Below are 18,275 nucleotides of genomic sequence, written 5' to 3' on the forward strand. Positions count from 1 at the left end.
GACTGCCAGCTCTCCGCCCTTTTTAGTCAGCCCCCTTTTTTTGCAGTAAATGAGGGAAATAAAAAAGCCAGCCTGAAGGCTGGCAATATCTTTTACGGCGATTAACATCCTGCTCCATAATTGAAGATCAGGCGTTTGCCTGGGGTTTGACCAATAAAGCGGATTATTTCCGCAAGCGGACCTTCAGGTCCAGTACATTCAGATTAGAACGGAACTGAGGCTGTGATTTGATCTTTACCGAGCTGGGCAGAATAAAGATCTTATTGCCTTGTTCGTAGGTTACCAATGAGTTATAAGTGATATAACTCACGGAATTCTGGCTACGGGCCAGTTGACTACCCGTGTATAAAGGACCAGCTTTCAAGGTAAAACCATTGGTGGTCCTGATGGGAGTGAACTCAGGCTTCAGCGGAACATTCTTTTGGGAACCTTTCTTTCCACCTCCGCCGCTACTGGCCAACGCAAGCGCCACAATCCCAACCATCGCGCAACTGATGATCGTTCTTCTTAGCATTTGGTTAAGTTTTAGCGTAAAGTTTGCCTGCATAATTAATGCAAAAATATATAAAAAAATTGGGATTCCTTTAACCGTTCATCCCGGGCTTTATAATTCTTTTAACGCTTAAGATGCCGAAATGTTACAGTTTGCACAAAATGATCCTGTTTTTTACCAAAATGTTGCATCCCGTTCCTAAATTGTTGGATTCCAGGTAAAACTTATGCACCCCTGTCAATAACAAAACTTGGCAGGGAACCACAGGAAAAGTACTTTAGAATAACCATTACATTGATTCATGAGAGATAACCCATCGAGCCAGAATAACGACGAAATCAAAGAATTGGTAAAACAGTTCCAGAACCTGAAGAATGGTAAAAGCCACTCTTTCCTGGATGAGGATTCTTTTGAAAAGATCATCGACTATTACGATGATGAGGAGGATCTCCAACAGGCACTGGTAGCCGCAGAAATGGGGATCGAGCTATTTCCCTATTCTTCCATCCTGCATATCAAGAAAGCAGACCTGCTCATCGCCACCCGCCACTACCATGAGGCGCTTTCGGTTTTGGGCCACGCGGCTGTGCTTGACAGTAATGATATCAACCTGTATATTCTCAAGACTGCCGCTTACCTGGCGCTGGACCAGCAGGAGAAAGCCGTAGCCCTCCTTGAAAATGCACTCGAACTGTTTGAGGGTCAGGAAAGGATCGAGCTGCTCTTCGAACTGGCGGATGTTTATGATGATTATGAAGAGTTCGATAAGATCTTCGACTGCCTCAAACTGATCCTGGAACAGGACCCTACCAATGAGGAAGCATTGTACAAGATCTGTTTCTGGACAGACTCCACCGGCCGCAATGAAGAAAGCATCCGCCTCCATAACCAGATCATCGATGAACATCCTTACAGTGAACTTGCCTGGTTCAACCTCGCTGCAGCTTACCAGGGACTGAAACTCTACGAAAAAGCCATCGACGCCTATAAATACGCAGTTGTGATAGACGAGAAGTTCGATTATGCGTACCGTAATATGGGAGATGCGTATATCCGGCTCCGTAAGTACAGGGATGCGATCGAAGTGCTGGAGAAAGTACTGGAATTGTCGAGGCCTGAAGATGTGATCTATGAAGCCATCGGTCATTGTTACGATCGAATGAAGAACTATGCGCAGGCAAGATTCTACTATCGAAAGGCTTCGCATCTCAACCAGGAAGACAGCAAACTGTATTTCAAGATCGCCTGCACCTATATGAATGAAGGGCAGTGGGGCACTGCCATCAAGCAACTGGAAACTGCCATGCAGATCCATCGTTTACAACCGGAATATAACCTGGCGATGGGCGAGTGTAAGATGCAACTGGGCGATTACAAGGAAGCTATTCAATATTTTTCTAATGTAGTAGGGCAGCGACCCAGGAATGTAACCAGCTGGGAGTCGCTGATCCGATGCCTTTACCATGGCGAATTCTATGAGGAGGCCCTGGAGCAGGTGCATGCTGCCTTACATATGACCAATAACAAGCCTGTATTCAGGTTCTATCTTTCAGCCGTGTACCTGGCGCTGGGCAAGACCAAGGAAGCATTGCTTCAACTGGAGAATGCCATGAGCCAGAGCCCCAGGCTACTGAAGAAAATCGTGGAGCTGGACCCTTCCATCCTGCAACATCAGTTAGTGGCAGATATTGTGGCCAGGTTCAAAAAGAATAAATAGGCCAATGATTTAAATCACTGTTGCATTTGCGTTTCTTCCCTATTTTTGCGGCGACTTTAGAAAATTCCTAAGTGTAAAACCAGTCGAATGAATTTCAATCTTTCTCAGATCCCCGAAAGAACTGCCCAACCCCGCAACGATGGTGTCACCATGGTGATGGACAAAGGCCTCAGCATCTCTGAAGTGCATAATTTCATGGAGATCTCACGCCCCCATGTTGATATAGTGAAATTGGGTTTCGGTACTTCTTTCGTAACACCCAACCTGAAAGAAAAGATCAAGGTCTATCAGAGTTACAATATTCCGATCTATTTCGGCGGAACACTTTTTGAAGCTTTTCTCATCCGCAATCAGTTCGACGATTATATCAACGTTTGTAAAGAATATGGTATTTCGTATATGGAAGTGAGTGATGGTTCCATCACCATTCCCCATGCAGAGAAATGCGGATATATCGAGAAGCTCACAAAACATGGCACCGTACTCAGTGAAGTGGGCAGCAAGGATGCGGCTCATATCATTCCTCCCTACAAATGGATCGAACTGATGCGCGCAGAGCTGAATGCAGGTTCCTCCTATGTGATCGCAGAAGCGCGCGAAGCAGGCAACGTAGGCATCTACCGTGGTTCAGGTGAAGTACGTGAAGGCCTGGTGCAGGAGATCCTCACACAGATCCCCGGTGAAAAGATCCTCTGGGAAGCGCCGCAGAAAGCACAACAACTTTATTTCATCGAACTGCTCGGTTGCAATGTGAACCTGGGTAATATCGCACCAACAGAAGTGATTCCCCTGGAAGCCATGCGTGTTGGGCTCCGTGGAGATACTTTCAGTTTGTTCCTCAACAATGAACTGAGTCAATGAGAAGATATGGCCTGATCGGCTATCCTCTCGGTCACTCTTTTTCACAGCCTTTCTTCACGGAAAAGTTCAAAAAAGAAGGGATACAGGATTGTTTATACCAGAATTTTCCGATCCCGGAGATCGCAGTGCTGAAAGAGATCCTGGCCAATCATACAGACCTGGCCGGATTGAATGTGACCATTCCCTACAAAGAACAGGTAATTCCATTTTTACATCATATGGAGCCGGTGGTACAGGCCATCGGCGCCTGCAACTGCATCCGTATTGAGAATGGTGAGCTCACCGGCTTCAATACGGATGTTCTGGGTTTCGAAAGAAGCCTCAATGAATTTCTGCAACCTTCTCACAGGAAGGCGCTGGTGCTGGGCACCGGCGGCGCAGCCAAAGCCATCTGTTATGTGCTGGAACAGAAAGGCATCGATTACCTCATTATCTCCCGTACTCCTTCTGCGGCTAACCAGCGCAGTTATGAACAGGTAACGCCTGCTATCATTGATGAATATACGCTGATTGTTAATACCACTCCCGTGGGCATGTATCCGAAAGAAGATGCCTGGCCTGCATTGCCCTATGAGGCAATGAGTGCGAAGCATTATCTGTATGATTTAGTGTACAATCCGGCAAGAACGCAGTTCCTGCAAAGAGGCGCAGCGCAGGGCGCTGCCATCAAGAATGGAATGGATATGCTGGTGATCCAGGCTAAGGAAAGCTGGCGGATCTGGAATGAAAAGTAGTTACATTTAATTTTGGTGCTGCCACTCGCTCGCCTCCGGCGAGTGAGGAATATTAGTTCGCCTCCGGCGAACACCGCGTCGCCGGAGGCGACTAAATAGAAGTCACTCGCCAGAGGCGAGCGACTGGGCACACGCTGGAATTATTTTGCTTCGAGTTTCTGGCGGGCTTCTTCAGGAAGTGCGGTTACTTTCTTCTTCGCATAATCGAAACAAACCATGCCTGTTTTGGCTGCCGCCACCAGTATTGTTTTTCCGTTTTCTTCTTTTTCCAGTTTGTAATAAAGATCGAAGGAGATTTTTGAGAGATCGCCGGCTGCAACAGATGCGCGCACTATATCGCCATAATGCAGCTCCGCTTTGTATTCGATGCCCACATCGGCCATGATCAGGCCTGCGCCGCCAAAGTTGAGCTCTCCGTAACCGAGTGAGTGAAGGTATTGAACGCGTGCTTCATGAATAAGTGAAAGGATGGTGTCATTGCCCACATGATTGCCGTAATTGAGATCAGTGATACGTACAGGTATAACCGAAGTAAAAGAGAAATCAGTGGGCAGATCGATCTTGATGCGTGGCATAGTTGTTATTTATCCTGAAGGATTTCCTTCAGTTCCATGATGTCGAGAAAATTGGTGGCCGAAGGTACAAAAGATGCCTGTTGCAGCAGTTGTTTACGGAGCTCCTGGACCTTTTGTTTGAAGGATGAATTGAACTGGCCATTGTCTGCGCCGGTATTGATGAAGGTGAGCACAGGGAGGAACTTTCGCGAGATGCGCGTTTGTTCTCCGTTAGGCGCAGTCACCGTAACATATTGGTTGCCGGGGGTGGTGAGCAGGGCCATGTCCATCACTACTTTACCTGCGGCATCGCGATAGGCGCGGTTGGGAATACTTACAGCAGCAGACAGGTCTTGTGCACGTACCAGCGATGGATCGGTTGAAGGAAGGTCCTGGTCCACCTGGTTATCGGGTAATGCGTCTGTTCCGGTTGAATTGTTTTCGGTATCTCTTTCTTCGGAGGCCGATGTTCCCGGGCGTTCCGCAGGGATCTCCTGTGCGATAGCAGGAGGCGTGGTGATGCGATTGGGAGAATTGGAAGGCGTGTTAGGTTGTGCCTGCGCGTTATTACCGGAAGGTGATTCCGTTTGTGCAACCGGTGCAGTTGTTTCACCTGACCTGAGCATGAACCAGCTTACAAAACTGATAACGATAAGTACCGCTGCAGCTACGGCTACTTTTCCGAGGGGAAAGGAGACCACTCTTGCAGGGACGGGTTGTGCCGGAACTGAAATGAGATCTTCTTCAGCAGCAGGCAGGTTGGCGGCGATAGCGGCCCAGGCGCCCGATGGCGGCGTGAGCGTAGTATCGTTCAGCGTTTGCGCCAGTCGGATCTCCGACTGATCATATTCTGTATCGAGGCGGGCAGACAATAGTTCCCATCCGCCCTGCGGGGGCGCTATCTCAAGATTAGCCAGTTTATGTTGGATGGTGGGTTCCATAGGTTAGCGCGTATATGATTTACGCGTATCACTTAAATATTGACTGATCTTTTTTTGTAACAATGCTTTTGCTCTTGCGAGCTGACTCTTGCTGGTACCTTCGCTGATGCCCAGGATTTCGCCGATCTCCCGGTGTGAATATCCTTCCACAACATACAGGTTGAAAACAGTGCGATATCCGGGACTCAATTCCTGGATGATGGCAATGATATCTTTTTCCGCCAATTGGTCCAGGGCGGAAATATCGCTGTCTTCAATGGTATTCTCTTCTTTTTCGCTTACACTGGAGAGTTGTGCGGACTTCTTCCTGAAATATTCGATGGAGGTGTTCACAAAAACCCTTCTCATCCACCCTTCAAAAGAACCTTCGGCCCGGAACCTGTGAAGATTCCTGAACACTTTTATGAATCCTTCCTGAAGCAGGTCCTGTGCATCGTTGCTGTTATTGGCGTAGCGCAGGCAAACAGCGTACATTTTTGGCGAAAACCTGTTGTACAGTTCCTCCTGCATCCGCCTGTCACCGGCCACAGCTCCCTTTATTAAGTCGGATTCGGTAATGTTATAGTTGCTTTTGTTATCCAAGTTTTTGACAAGTGTTGAAAGTAAAGATAAAAACCTTTTGTAATCCTCTTATTATGAACGATCAGAAGCGGACTGAGTTTGGTTTTGCAAAAATAAAACCAACTTATCGGCTGCCTTGCGGCGATGACTGTATTGGTTCTTTTCAGCAATACTCATTTCGGCAAAGCTCCGGTTGCCTCCTTCGGGCATAAAGATGGGATCATATCCGAATCCTCCGCTGCCCTGGCGGGCGCTCAGGATGCGGCCTTCACAAATTCCTTCGAAGAGGTACTCTTTATCATTCCATATGAGGGAGATGACGGTCCGGAAGCGGGCGGAACGATGCTCAGTATCGCCCATTTTAGTCAACACTTTATCGATATTTTTATCAAAGGCTTTGTCTTCCCCTGCATACCTGGCGCTTTTCACGCCGGGCTCTCCGTTGAGGGAGTCGATCTCGAGACCGGTATCTTCACTGAAACAATTTTCCCCGGTGAGCTGGTGGATGACGTTGGATTTTTCGGATGCGTTGGCATCCAACGTATCATGAGGTTCGGGAATATCGATATTGATCCCTGCGGCTTTCAGGCTCACCACTTCCAGCGAACCGCCGATGGCAGCCTGCATTTCGGTGACCTTATTGGCATTATTGGTGGCAAATACGATCCTGATCATAGGTAAAATTATTTCGTGCTACCGGCAAAGCCTCGTCTTTTGCTGCCTTAAATATTGAACATTTTTTTCAAACATCCCCATAATTTTCCTTTGAGTGATCTGCCTTCCTCATTGGGTTGGTTCATATCGCCGAGGGGATTGGCCAGAAGGTAGGTGCAGCCTGCATATTCCTGTTCTTTGTATGCCGGGAAACTCAGTGGCAGCCCGATCTGCTCCGGCTGGATACCGAAGAGAAGGGTCTTCTGCGCCTTCAATTGTTCCGCCAGTTGCGTGAAATGCACTGTTTGCGAAGCCTGATTGATAATGGCCACATCTCCGAGATTGAGTTTGCAGGCATCCAGCATTTTGGTGAGGAGCTGCAACTGATCGTCCGGGAGATAAGCGTCATTAGGGGAGTAAACGATGATGGCCACATGCTTCGCATTCTTTCCGAGAAAGCGGTATACTGTTGCATCGCCGGGTGGGGTAGTGGGTAATGAAGGGCTGGCAGACCAGCCGGAAATACTGGCTGCGTCTGAGTTTTCTTGCACAGGTGATGGCTGTGATGCGGCTGCCGGGAAGACAGGATTTGAACCTGCGGCCCCCTGATGGGATGCACCAGTTGCGGTGGAGCTGGCGGAACCCGAACCTCTGTCCAGACCTTGACTTGCGGCCTGAGATGTATCCATTGCCTGTGCTGTTTTAACTGCCGGACTGATCTCTTCTGTTCTCTTTTCACGGCCGCCGGGCACCTGGTCATAATCATCCGTTACCACTACCTGCTTGTAGAGGCCGGACAGAACAGAGGAAGGCAATTGAATATTCTCGAAGCTCATATCGCGGTAAAGATACAAAAGGAAGGTTAAGTTCTGGCTGCAGAAAATAATGAATGACCACCCCGGTTTTTTTCTTTTTTATTTCAGTCAATCTTTACAATATACGTCCCGCTGGCCCGTCTACCTCTTCAGATGAAACGATTCTTAAAAATAATCAAACGGACCATGCTCATCTTATTAACATTGATACTCGTATTGGCATTGATCACGGCAGTATATATCCAGCAGCCGCAATTCGGGAAACATCCCGAAGGCGCAAGACTGGCATTGATAGAAAAATCACCGCATTATAAGGACGGACGATTCCGCAACCGTGTGGAAAGACCTACTATCAGCGAAGGTTATTCGATGATGGGTGAGATCTATAAGACCCTGTTCAAATCATATCCGTCGCGCCATCCGGTAGATTCCCTGCCTTCAGTAAAAACAGAGCTCAGCCAATTACCGCCAGACAGTAACCTGGCCGTTTGGATGGGGCACTCCACCATCTATTTGCAGGTAAATGGAAAACGGATATTGGTAGATCCTGTTTTCAGTGGAAAAGCATCGCCATTGCCCTGGGGAGTGAAAGCGTTCAAGGGCAGCAATATTTATTCTGCGGACGATATGCCGGAGATCGATTATCTCATCATCTCGCATGATCACTATGATCACCTGGACTATGAGTCCATCCTGCAACTGAAACCCAAAGTGAAGCAGGTGATCTGCGGACTGGGCGTAGGCGCGCATTTCGAATATTGGGGATATGATCCCAGCCGCATCATTGAAAAAGACTGGTATCAGAAAGTGGAAATAGATACAAACTTCGTGATCCATACCGAACCTACACACCACGATTCAGGCAGAGGTTTCGCCAGGGGCAGAACACTCTGGATGTCTTACCTGATCCAAACGCCTGATATGAAGATCTATGTCAGTGGCGACGGAGGCTATGATTCCCGCTTTGCAGAGATCGGAAAAAAATATGGTCCAATCGACTGGGCCATCATCGAAGATGGGCAGTACGATAAAGCCTGGCAATCCGTGCACAATCTTCCGGAGGATGTGAGCCAGGCCGCTATCGATCTGCAGGCAAAGAACGTGATCCCTGTTCACCATTCCAAGTTCACGCTGGGCAAGCATCCGTGGACGGAGCCACTGGAAAGGATCACAGCGCTTTCAGCAGGTAAGTCGTACAAATTGCAAACGCCTATGATCGGTCAGCCCGTGATCCTTACTGATAGCACACAATCCTTTCAGCAATGGTGGAAGGGGATCAATTAAGGTCTCCCGCCTGCATCCAGAAGTTCCAGGATGCCTTCATTTCTGATGATCATCATTCCCTGCCTGTCTTCCGTGATGCCTTCTTCCAGTTTGTATGTATAACGGGGATGGGCACCCTCCATTACGGTGGGCATATACCGGAACCGGATATTGCTGTTACGGTCAAGCGCTTCTCCCACTTCCGTAATATGGGTGGATACGATGAAGAGGCATTGGCTGTAGCCGGAAAATCCATCGGTTACGGCGAGTGTGCCATCGTAAGCATCTTTCACATTGGTGCCTTTGAACAGTTCATCGAACATCAGCAATAAGCGTTTACCGCTGGCGGCTGCTTCAGCGGCACGCTTCACTCTTACTACCTCTGCATAGAAATGACTGTAGCCAAGCCCGATATTGTCTGCCACATTGATGCTCGAATACATGCCTTCCCGCACAGAAAACTCCAGGTTGGCGGCAGCAACAGGGAAACCCATATGCGCCAGGTACATGGCTATGCCGATGGATTTCATGAGAGTTGATTTACCCGCCATATTGGCCCCTGTGAGAAAGAACACATTCTTACCTGTGTCCATTTTTACATCATTGCTGATAGCGCCGGTGATACAGGGATGTGACAGATCCTTAGCGGAAAATACGTTGGCGTCAGAAGGTAGCGCATAGGCATAACCGAATCCCCTGTCTGCTGCCACTTTACTAACGGAGATGTACACATCGGTTTCATAAATGAATTGCAGTATGTTCTCCATTTCCTTGAAATGCTTTGCTTTCAACAGGTGTTCATAGAATGCGATGGTGTTTACAGACATGGATTGATAGATATCCATCCTGCGTAATTTTTCCAACCATTTCTGGTCAAGGATCCCACGGATCTCCATTATCCTTCCGGCATAAGGATGGTCTGTATCCGGAATACTCCTGGCGAATTCATATGCTTTGTTCAGCGTGATGATCACAGCATGCAGTCCCTGTATGTTCTTCTTATAACGCTCGTCCCTGGTGAGGCTGGAAAGTATTTTTCGCATGTGCATCCCGGCGAGTACCATAGCTGCCTGTTTGCTGGCGCTGGAATCCATATAATCCCGCATCAGGCTGATCTGCTGCACATCAAATGGGAAGCTGAGCTGAAGGCTCCGGAAGAAACGGAAAATACCACTGCGGGCATTGATCTCATTTTCATCGGTCAGCGGATGACGGAACATATCGTCCAGCAATTTTTCTGCGCCTCTTGTTCTTACGTGATTGAAAAGATGATAGACCGATCCCTGTTTGAATTTTCCCAGCAGGTTCAGCTCTTCCAGTGTTTGTTTATCGATGCCGAAATTCATGGTGTGGTTATATGTTTAGGAATGAATTTTCTTCCCATTCTTCAAGATCTCCAGGATACCTTCATTGCGTATGATGATCATGCCATGCCGGTCATTGGTGATGCCCTGTTCCAGCGTGTAGGTATATTCCGGTAGATGGCCGTTCATCCGGGTAGGAAGAAAGAAGTAACGGACATTCTTCTTTTCCTGCAGATCATCCCCGGCTTCCACGATATGGGAAGAGATGATGAAAAGACTGTTTGGGTTCTTTGCAAAGCCTTTGATAACAGCTACCGTGGCTTCATGCGCGTCTTTCACATTGGTGCCGCGGAACAGTTCATCAAAGAGGATAAAAAAAGATTTGCCGCTGCTCAGCTCAGTTGCCACTTTTTTCACGCGCTGCACTTCGGCATAGAAATGACTGGCGCCGATGCCCAGGTTATCAGGAAGGTTCACAGTGGTGTACATACCATCGAGAACGGAAAAGCTCATGGCCTTTGCAGCCACAGGAAAGCCTGTATGCGCGATGTACAGCGCTGTGCTTACAGCCCGCAGGAAAGTTGACTTGCCGGCCATATTGGCTCCGGTGAGGAAAATGATATTATGCGCTGCACCCATGGAAATATCATTGCCTACTGGTTCTTTCAATGCAGGATGGAACACGCCTTCAAGGCTTAATTCACAGGAACCTTTCGGAAGGGCTTTGGGAAAGATGAATTTCCTGGTCACAGCGGTCTGTCCTACTGATATATATACATCCAGGTAGTAAATGTAATTGAGCAGTTTCCCGATCTTATCCCTTCCGCTTACCCTGAACAGTGCATCATAGGCGGTGATGGCGGAGTAAGATAATTTTTCTTTCGATTGCGTTTTCAGCGCGGGCCCAAAAGAAGGGTCCGATAAGAGTTCTGCTATTTCATTGCGTTCAGCCGCGTAGGCTGCGATAGCTTTTACTTCAGGGTTTTCGATAAAGTCCCTGCTGATCCGTACCAGGTCAAGTACAGCCGTTACTCCATTCTGTATTTCTTTTTCTCCCAGGGTGGTATGACTGTTCTTTTGTTCCGGATTGCCCTTGTTGTTGTTCAGGTATTTCTCCGCCATATCAAACATGGCAGCATCATAGGGAAAGCCAAGCCCTGAACGGGCAAAGCTTTCAATGATCTTACTGCGCGTATTGATGGCTTCCCTGCTGGAAAGGGGATGCAGGAAGATCCTTTCCAGCAGGGTTTCTCCTCCGCGGGTATGGCTTTGATTGTAGATATCGAAGATGCCACTGCCATCCCGGCTACCGAAGATCCCCAGGTCTTTTATAGTTTGTTCATCAGTTCGTAACATTCTTGTTTCGATTTTCAGTTGTTTATTTTCTTTTTCTCCTGATCAGCATGATAGCGCCAAACAACAGCACTGCTCCCGGTAATACCCAAACGAAAATCGTTTTTTGAATGGCTGCTGCAGGTGCGCGGATGATCAACTCCCTGTCTTCCGGCTCTTTTTTCGGCATATAAACAGGGAACAGGTTCCCGGTAGCGTAGGAGTAAAAGGGAAGTACATATTTCATGTAGTTCATGCCTATCCTGAGATTGCTGGCAAAGTCGGCATCACCGCACACGATGATGCGCTGTTCCTTATTGCTGATCTTCCTGGTGAGGCTCAGGGCAGTGGTGAATGAATTTTGTTTGAGATCCCCTTCTGCGGCATTGAAATCAGGCAGCGTGGAATCTTCCACCAGCATGCCAGCTTTGAGCCATACTTTACCTGGTAATGTTTCTATTACCCTGGTTGCTTGGAAGGGGCTTGCAGCGCCAAGTTTCAGGGCAGTAACACCAGGCATGAGTGAAGGAATGGTATCCTTGCTGAGGAGTTGCTGTCGAAATGGAATTTGTCCATCGTACAGGAATGTTCCTTCGTACGTAAGATAGGGCCTTACTTTATCGGGCGTTTCATCATAAGTAGGTTGTACCAGTTGTCCATTCATCATTTCAACTCCAATATGCTGAAGCAAAGGATTGAGTATTCCCTGTTTTCCCGGTTCACCGGCAATGATCATATTCCCACCGTGATCGATATATTGTTTCAACTTCTCCATAGCAGTAGAAGTCAATGTTGTTTTCGGATCGGCCAGTACCAGCAGGTCTGTGCCGGGGCTGATATCCTGTGAAGCAAGGTTCACTGTATCTGCATTGAAACCGATGTTGGGAAGCGACATCCTTACGCCGTTATAAGTAGCGTGCAGAGAATACTGACGTTCTCCTGTCCGGTAAGCATGCCTTTCCAGGTTACCACATACATATTGAACATTTGGGATCTTGTAATTGAGTAATCTTTTCAGACCTGCCATCATATTGTTGTGGTCTGGCCAGAAACCAGGATCATCATAGGTCCTGAGCATTACCTTCCTGCCTTTGTATTTCGCCTGCATCACCAGTCTGTAATTTTCCGGTTTCAGGTCAACGATGGCATTGATCTCTTCCGGTTTCTTGAACATGGAGAGCGGAATGTCCATCGATTCTGCTGTTTCCCTTGCAACATCATGAATGGTCCTGCCCTGCAGGTAAGTGCTGTCTTCAGCTGAATACACGGTATTGTAATAGTACTCGTATTTCAGATCGATATCCGGTTTGAAACGAAGGTAGGGGTCCCAAAAGCCGGAGAGATAACCGGCATTGCGGGATTCGGGCATTCCTGACCCCAGCCCTTTGCCAAGCAGGTTGGTGTATAAAGTCACTTCCAGGGTACTGTCCCTGAATTCTTTCAGCAGTTCCTGCATTTTAACGGGGATGGTATTCACTTTTGCAGCAGTAGTGTCGAGGTAACCGGTAAGTGCAGGCCTGGAGCTGATATATCCGATGGTCAGTGTTACTGCAAGTACGAGGGCATATCTGGCTGCCCTGATATACCAGGGTTTGGCTTCCCTTGTTGCTCTCAGCCTGATGAGTGTGAAACCGAGGAACATGGCGGTGATGACCAGGAAATAGATCACATCTCTTGTAATGATCAAACCGATCAGCATTTTCCAGGTCCTGTTCTGAAGAGACAGGAACCAGGTGAGGTCTCTTACAAAATCATGGCGTTGCCAGAGGCCGCCGATCCGGCTAAGGATGAAAATGATGGCGAATGTGAGAATGGCTGCAACGATCTGGTTATGGCTGAGCGAGCTTACAAAGAGGCCGATGGCTGTATAGGCAAGCACCAGCAGGTAAAAACCCAACAGAGCAGAAAGCAACAAACCATAGTCCACGTTTTTGATATTGAACATGGCTGCTACTACAAATATGCCGAGTATTACCACCAGCAACAGGCAATAGGTAGCCACGCCAATATATTTGCCAAGTACGATCTGTCTGAGCCTGATGGGGGATGAAAACAATAGTTTCGAGGAACCATTGTCCCATTCCCTTCCAATCAATCCCATCGTGAGCAGGGGGATGAATAGATAGAGGTTCCTCATAACGCTCATGAACACCCCGGATTCCAAAAACAGGTTGTAGGTGAGTGAGGCATTGAATATGAACCCCGGTTGATCTTTCCGCGATACATCCTGGTAATTGGCCAGGTTGAACAGGGGATCGCAGTACAATAGCGAGCACTGGACCAGGAAAACGATGAGCAGGAACCAGGCGATGGGCGAAAAGAACAGGTACCGTAATTCGTTTTTTGCTAATTTGAATACAATCTTCATGTTATACTATTTTCTTTTCCTTCTGGTTAGGATGATCATTCCTGTTAGTAACAGAATAGTTGGTAACACCCATACATAAACGATATTATAAACAGCAGCCCTTTTGGATCCAAGGCTCATAAAATTGTCTTTCGCATAGGGAATGGGCGTATAGTACGGGGCTTCGTTGTAGTTGAGCCAGCTGTAGAAGGAGCGCATATTATCCAGCACTATCCTGTGGTTGCTGGCGAAGTCGGCGTCGCCGCCTACAATGATGCGTTGTTCCCTGTTATTGATGTTTCTGGTAAGCTGCAGGAATATTGGAAAGGACGATTGTTTGATATCTCCCTGGAATGGTTCAAAAACCGGGGGCACTGAATCTGTGACCAATTTTCCTTTTTTCACCCACACATCTTTTCCGCCGGTAATGATGAGCGGCTTCACTGTAAAACCACTGTCTTGCGTATAAGCGGGGGCTGCACCACCAGCCAGCCAGGCATTGGCCATCAGGTTGGGGACCTTGTGGGAACTGAGGTGTTTGAAGAAGATGAGCCACCATTCCCGGGCCAGTTCAAAACTGGCGGGTGTTCCATGATAAGTGATCTTTTCCGCTGTTTCATCTTGTCTCGATTCCACCAATTGACCTTCAATGAACCGGACGCCTGTTTTTTTGAGAATGGGATTCAGTACATGCTGCTTGCCGGGCTCACCCAGTATTAGCATGTTGCGGCCTTCGCCGATATAATGTTCCAGCTTTTGTTGTGCTGCAGGACTTAGTTCCATCCTGGGGTCAGCCAGTACCAGCGTTGTGGCGTTTCCGGGGATCGGCTGAGTTTGCAGGTTGAGGGTATCTGCATCGAAACCGAGATTGACCAGGGCATCACTGCTGTTCCTGTTGGCCGTATGTGTATCGTATTCCCGTTCTCCTTTTTTATAGATGCTGCGTTCGAGTTCTCCGCTGAGGAAATATATTTTAGGAACAGGTTCTCCTGTAAGCCGCTTGAATGCTGCATTCACCAGCATTTCGCCAGGCCAGATGCCGCCTGAAGTACCGGCAGTGAAACTGGTGCGGAGAAATGTTTTCCTGTTCTTGTATCTCAACTCCATGATCATTTTGTTGTTCTCATCGCTGAGATCGATGATTTTCCTGATCTCTTCAGGACCCATGAACATGGAGGAGTCTACCTGTGCTTTTTTGGCGATCACCCCGGCAATTTGTTTAAGGGATTTGCCACGATAAAACTTAAAAATGGAACTGTCGTTGGCAGGACTGAGGTCATAGAAATAAACGTATTTGTATTGAATGTCCCTTTTGAAGCGCTGGTATTTCTCCCATACTTCGTTCATGTACGCATTGCGTCTGCCGGGAAGTCCATATTCAAAACTGGGGTGTAGCAGGTTCACGTAGAGCGTAACTTCCAGCGGACCATCGTCCAGTTTTTTCAGCATCTTTTGTGTTACCGGATGGGCGGTGTTCACATTCAGGTTGCTGGTGTCCCAATAAGCGATTAATCGTGGCCGTGAGCTGATATAACCGGCCGTGAGGCCAATTACAATCACGGCCAGGTATCTTCCTGCTTTGATGGACCAGGGTTTGGGATCGCGGCCATCTTTGAGTTTAAGGATGGTGAAGCTGACGAACATAAAGATGATCACCAGGTAATAGATCAGGTCTTTGCTGGTAATGAGCCCTGCGATCATTTTATTCACACGGTTGTTCAGGGAAAGGAAATATGTAATGTCCCTTACAAAATCATATTGCTGCCATAAACCTCCGATGTAAACCAAAACAAGTAATACGGTGAAACTGGCTACGGCTGCCACTATCGGATAGGTAGTGAGGCCAGACATAAAGAATCCGATGGCTGTAAGCGCGCATAACAACAGGTACATTCCCAACAGGGCCGATAACAAAGGGCCATAATCCAGGTGCGGAATATCAAAATAACCGGATACCACAAAGATGGCGGGCATGCACATGAACACCAGGTTGTAGATCATGAGCGCCAGGTATTTGCCCAGTACTATCTGGCGAAGGGTAACGGGAGATGAATACAGGAGCCGGATGGTGCCGTTATTGATCTCGCGACTGATGATGCTCATGGTGAGCAGCGGAATGAACAGGTAGATATGCGGCAGGATCTGGAAAAACAAACCACCCGAGGGATCATTGAACACCGCGAAGGTAGTAGATGCCGTTGCCTTTAACTTTATGTAGGCATCGAAACCCGAGATCAGCTCCGTTTGCTTCGCCCATACGTACACGATGGAAGTGTAGGTATAACTGCAAAGTACCAGGAAGAGCAGGGTGAGTATCCAGGCAACAGGTGAATAGAAGAGGTTACGAAGCTCGTTCTTTGTTATTTTGAGTAATAGCTTCATGAGCGGTCATTAAGGATTTGTTTGCATGGATAATTGTCTGAAAGTATCATCGAGCTGGCTCTTGTCTACACTGATCTCGCGAAGATGCCATCCGTGCTGCATGCTGGCGGCAATGATCTTTTCGGTGATATCTGCATCACCACTGAAATAGATGCGCATTTGTTTATCTGTAAGGAATTCCACTTTTGTTACGCCGGGAATTTCCTGAAGTGCAGGAGCGGAGGGCGGATGCTCCATTTTGACGAGCAGGCTGTTGGGCTGCATATAATTGTCGAATGCATCCATGGTATCCGAGAATACGATCCTGCCTGATTCGATCATGATCACATCCTTACAAAGCAACTGGATCTCCTGGAGAATATGCGAAGAGAGCAGCACAGTGCAGTCCTGCGCAATTTCGCGGATCAGTTTACGTACTTCGATGAGCTGATTGGGATCGAGGCCATTGGTGGGCTCGTCCATCACCACCAGTTTGGGCTTGTGGATGATAGACTGTGCAATGCCTACGCGCTGACGGTAACCTCCTGAAAGGTTCCTGATCAGTCTGCTGCTGAAATGCGCGATGCTGCATTTCTCTTTCACTTCTTCCACTGCATCTTTCACTTTATCCTGGTCCATCAATCGCAGTTCGGCTGTGAAGGTGAGGTATTCATCGATGGTGAGGTCTGTATACAATGGCGGTTGCTGGGGCAGGAAACCGATATGCTTCTTAGCTTCCAGCATATTGATGCGGGTATCAAACCCGTTGATGGTTACCCTGCCTTCCGTTTGGTTGAGTGCGCCACAGATGATGTTCATGGTGGTGGACTTTCCTGCGCCGTTGGACCCTAACAAACCGACAATGCCGGTTTGCTCCAGCTCCAGGTTGATGTCGCGGATTGCCCAGTTACTGGAGTAGCGGTGCGAGAGGTTCTCTACTTTTAAAATGGAGCTCATAACTGATAATGGGTTGGTGCGATGATTATGGATTTTGTTGGTTGATCAAGTCCTGCAGTTCTTTTTGTTTCGATTGCAGCAGCGCATTGTTGGCCATGAAAGCATCATTGGCGATACTCATGGAGGCCGTGTTGAATTTCTGACCGGCAGGTGTTTGGTAGAACCTTACCAGCTCTTTCAGATCATCGGTGGTGTAGTATTTGGCATAGAGCTTTGCCATCATTTCTTTCATGTTTTGGTAAGACATGTATTTGGCATAGAAAGATTCCACCTCGGCCCTTTTGCTTTGCAGCTGGTTCTGTGCAATCACCTGGTCTGCTGCCTGCTGAGCGGTAGTGCGACAGGATTCTTCGAGCCTGGTTATTTTGAACAGTTCTTCTATCAGTTGGTATTTCTGTGTGGAGTCTGATTGTGCTTGTGCATGTACAGTGATTGCCGCAAACAGCATAAAAGTTGAGAACACCAGGAATTTCAGTTTCATCTTTTTTGTTTTATAATTTTGGGATGTTATTGAATATCGGGGAGCCCACTCGCTCGCCTCTGGCGAGTGAGGAATATTTGTTCGCCTCCGGCGACCACCGCGTCGCCGGAGGCGACTAAATACAAGTCACTCGCCAGAGGCGAGCGACTGGCAGCTCTCCGACCTTAATTCGTAATCCTATCGTTTATTTAAATGTTTTTGACCGGCATTACCTGCAGGATGAAAATCCCTGCGGAGGCGCTGCTGAAGCCGGGAGGATACCGGTTATCAGTACCTGTACTTTTGTAATGTTCCTGTACTTTAAATAAATCCGCAGGCCCGGATTTTGTACTACCTGATTTGAAAAAAATATAATTGATAACAGAAAAAAGTAGAAAGATGCAGGCGCATTTTACATTATCCCTGATGAACCTAACGGCCCTGGATAAGTGATTTTTAACCGTATTGGGAGAAATGTTGAGTTGTGCGGCAATCTCGTTGCGGGAAAGCCCTTCTTCACTGCTTAGCAGGTATACCGCCTGTTGTTGTTCAGGCAGCCGTTTGTACAGTTTAGTAAAAAATCCCCTGTTCTCTTTTTGAAGGAGCCGCTCTTCCACTTCGTTGGAGGCAGTAGTGCAACCTGCCTGTAACGAAGCGTGGATGCGGTTTTTGCAGGATTCCTTTCTCAGGTGTTTGTAGGCGAGGTTCAGGGCTACCCTATAAAGCCAGCCGCCGATGTTCTCGTTTTTCATGGCCATCTTTTTTTCCCATAACCTGAGAAAGGTTTCCTGCAAAATATCTTCTGTTGTCTGTTTGTTCCGCGTGAGCTGTATCACGGTGGCAAACAGTATGGCGGAATACGATTGTACAATATTGTTGAATTCCTGTTGGGTATGATTAGCGGATGTCATGGATGATAAG

The 18,275-nt window shown here is 47.7% G+C and carries 17 protein-coding genes; 4 read left to right on the top strand and 13 right to left on the bottom strand.

Annotated features, from left to right (window positions below):
* Positions 1 to 163: 163 nt before the first annotated feature.
* Complete coding sequence (locus D9Y29_RS21770) at positions 164 to 514, bottom strand: hypothetical protein (RefSeq protein ID WP_127132283.1); 351 nt, start codon at positions 512 to 514, stop codon at positions 164 to 166.
* A 280-nt stretch (positions 515 to 794) separates the two neighbouring features.
* Between D9Y29_RS21770 and D9Y29_RS21775 the strand changes: the two genes are divergently transcribed.
* The 3 genes from D9Y29_RS21775 to D9Y29_RS21785 all read left to right on the top strand — a co-directional run bounded on the left by D9Y29_RS21775 (position 795) and on the right by D9Y29_RS21785 (position 3,805).
* Positions 795 to 2,210: a tetratricopeptide repeat protein gene (locus tag D9Y29_RS21775; protein ID WP_127132285.1), complete on the top strand. Its 1,416-nt coding sequence runs from the start codon at positions 795 to 797 to the stop codon at positions 2,208 to 2,210.
* A gap of 87 nt (positions 2,211 to 2,297) precedes the next feature.
* The gene (locus tag D9Y29_RS21780) at positions 2,298 to 3,071 is read left to right on the top strand and encodes a phosphosulfolactate synthase (protein WP_127132287.1); all 774 of its coding nucleotides are present in this window, start codon (positions 2,298 to 2,300) and stop codon (positions 3,069 to 3,071) included.
* Entirely contained in the window at positions 3,068 to 3,805 is a 738-nt protein-coding gene (locus tag D9Y29_RS21785; RefSeq protein WP_127132289.1) for a shikimate dehydrogenase family protein, read from the top strand. Before D9Y29_RS21780 ends, D9Y29_RS21785 begins: the two co-directional genes overlap by 4 nt.
* A 140-nt stretch (positions 3,806 to 3,945) precedes the next feature.
* On the opposite strand, the gene D9Y29_RS21790 is transcribed toward D9Y29_RS21785, so the two are convergent.
* Genes D9Y29_RS21790 through D9Y29_RS21810 form a run of 5 tightly spaced genes read right to left on the bottom strand, consistent with a single transcriptional unit; the run spans position 3,946 to position 7,351 of the window.
* Entirely contained in the window at positions 3,946 to 4,380 is a 435-nt protein-coding gene (locus tag D9Y29_RS21790) for an acyl-CoA thioesterase (protein WP_127132291.1), read from the bottom strand.
* A gap of 5 nt (positions 4,381 to 4,385) precedes the next feature.
* Positions 4,386 to 5,300: a hypothetical protein gene (locus tag D9Y29_RS21795; protein WP_127132293.1), complete on the bottom strand. Its 915-nt coding sequence runs from the start codon at positions 5,298 to 5,300 to the stop codon at positions 4,386 to 4,388.
* A 3-nt stretch (positions 5,301 to 5,303) separates the two neighbouring features.
* The gene (locus D9Y29_RS21800) at positions 5,304 to 5,882 is read right to left on the bottom strand and encodes an RNA polymerase sigma factor (RefSeq protein WP_127132295.1); all 579 of its coding nucleotides are present in this window, start codon (positions 5,880 to 5,882) and stop codon (positions 5,304 to 5,306) included.
* Between the two features lie 51 nt (positions 5,883 to 5,933).
* Complete coding sequence (gene rdgB, locus D9Y29_RS21805; RefSeq protein WP_206513845.1) at positions 5,934 to 6,536, bottom strand: RdgB/HAM1 family non-canonical purine NTP pyrophosphatase; 603 nt, start codon at positions 6,534 to 6,536, stop codon at positions 5,934 to 5,936.
* Between the two features lie 47 nt (positions 6,537 to 6,583).
* Positions 6,584 to 7,351: a hypothetical protein gene (locus D9Y29_RS21810; RefSeq protein ID WP_127132297.1), complete on the bottom strand. Its 768-nt coding sequence runs from the start codon at positions 7,349 to 7,351 to the stop codon at positions 6,584 to 6,586.
* A 165-nt stretch (positions 7,352 to 7,516) separates the two neighbouring features.
* On the opposite strand from D9Y29_RS21810, the gene D9Y29_RS21815 reads away from it, so the two are divergent.
* Complete coding sequence (locus tag D9Y29_RS21815) at positions 7,517 to 8,614, top strand: MBL fold metallo-hydrolase (protein ID WP_127132299.1); 1,098 nt, start codon at positions 7,517 to 7,519, stop codon at positions 8,612 to 8,614.
* Here D9Y29_RS21815 and D9Y29_RS21820 read toward each other — a convergent pair.
* From D9Y29_RS21820 to D9Y29_RS21850, 7 genes are all read right to left on the bottom strand, one after another.
* Positions 8,611 to 9,939: a MutS-related protein gene (locus D9Y29_RS21820; protein ID WP_127132301.1), complete on the bottom strand. Its 1,329-nt coding sequence runs from the start codon at positions 9,937 to 9,939 to the stop codon at positions 8,611 to 8,613. The genes D9Y29_RS21815 and D9Y29_RS21820 overlap by 4 nt on opposite strands.
* Positions 9,940 to 9,954: 15 nt before the next feature.
* A complete protein-coding gene (locus tag D9Y29_RS21825; RefSeq protein WP_127132304.1) occupies positions 9,955 to 11,253 on the bottom strand; it encodes a MutS-related protein in 1,299 nt (432 codons plus the stop codon).
* A 22-nt stretch (positions 11,254 to 11,275) separates the two neighbouring features.
* Positions 11,276 to 13,597: an ABC transporter permease subunit gene (locus tag D9Y29_RS21830; RefSeq protein ID WP_127132306.1), complete on the bottom strand. Its 2,322-nt coding sequence runs from the start codon at positions 13,595 to 13,597 to the stop codon at positions 11,276 to 11,278.
* Between the two features lie 6 nt (positions 13,598 to 13,603).
* Positions 13,604 to 15,958 (bottom strand): ABC transporter permease subunit, encoded by a 2,355-nt coding sequence (locus D9Y29_RS21835; RefSeq protein WP_127132308.1) that lies wholly within the window; start codon positions 15,956 to 15,958, stop codon positions 13,604 to 13,606.
* 9 nt (positions 15,959 to 15,967) lie between these two features.
* Positions 15,968 to 16,894 (bottom strand): ABC transporter ATP-binding protein, encoded by a 927-nt coding sequence (locus D9Y29_RS21840; RefSeq protein WP_127132310.1) that lies wholly within the window; start codon positions 16,892 to 16,894, stop codon positions 15,968 to 15,970.
* A 25-nt stretch (positions 16,895 to 16,919) separates the two neighbouring features.
* On the bottom strand, positions 16,920 to 17,375 hold the full coding sequence (locus D9Y29_RS21845) for a DUF2059 domain-containing protein (RefSeq protein ID WP_127132313.1): 456 nt from the start codon (positions 17,373 to 17,375) through the stop codon (positions 16,920 to 16,922).
* Positions 17,376 to 17,563: 188 nt separating this feature from the next.
* Positions 17,564 to 18,265 carry an RNA polymerase sigma factor gene (locus D9Y29_RS21850; RefSeq protein ID WP_164735513.1) on the bottom strand — a complete coding sequence of 234 codons (702 nt, stop codon included), beginning with the start codon at positions 18,263 to 18,265 and terminating at the stop codon, positions 17,564 to 17,566.
* Positions 18,266 to 18,275: the final 10 nt, after the last annotated feature.

It is taken from the genome of Pseudoflavitalea rhizosphaerae (genome assembly GCF_003991355.1).
GTDB classification, from domain to species: domain Bacteria; phylum Bacteroidota; class Bacteroidia; order Chitinophagales; family Chitinophagaceae; genus Pseudobacter; species Pseudobacter rhizosphaerae.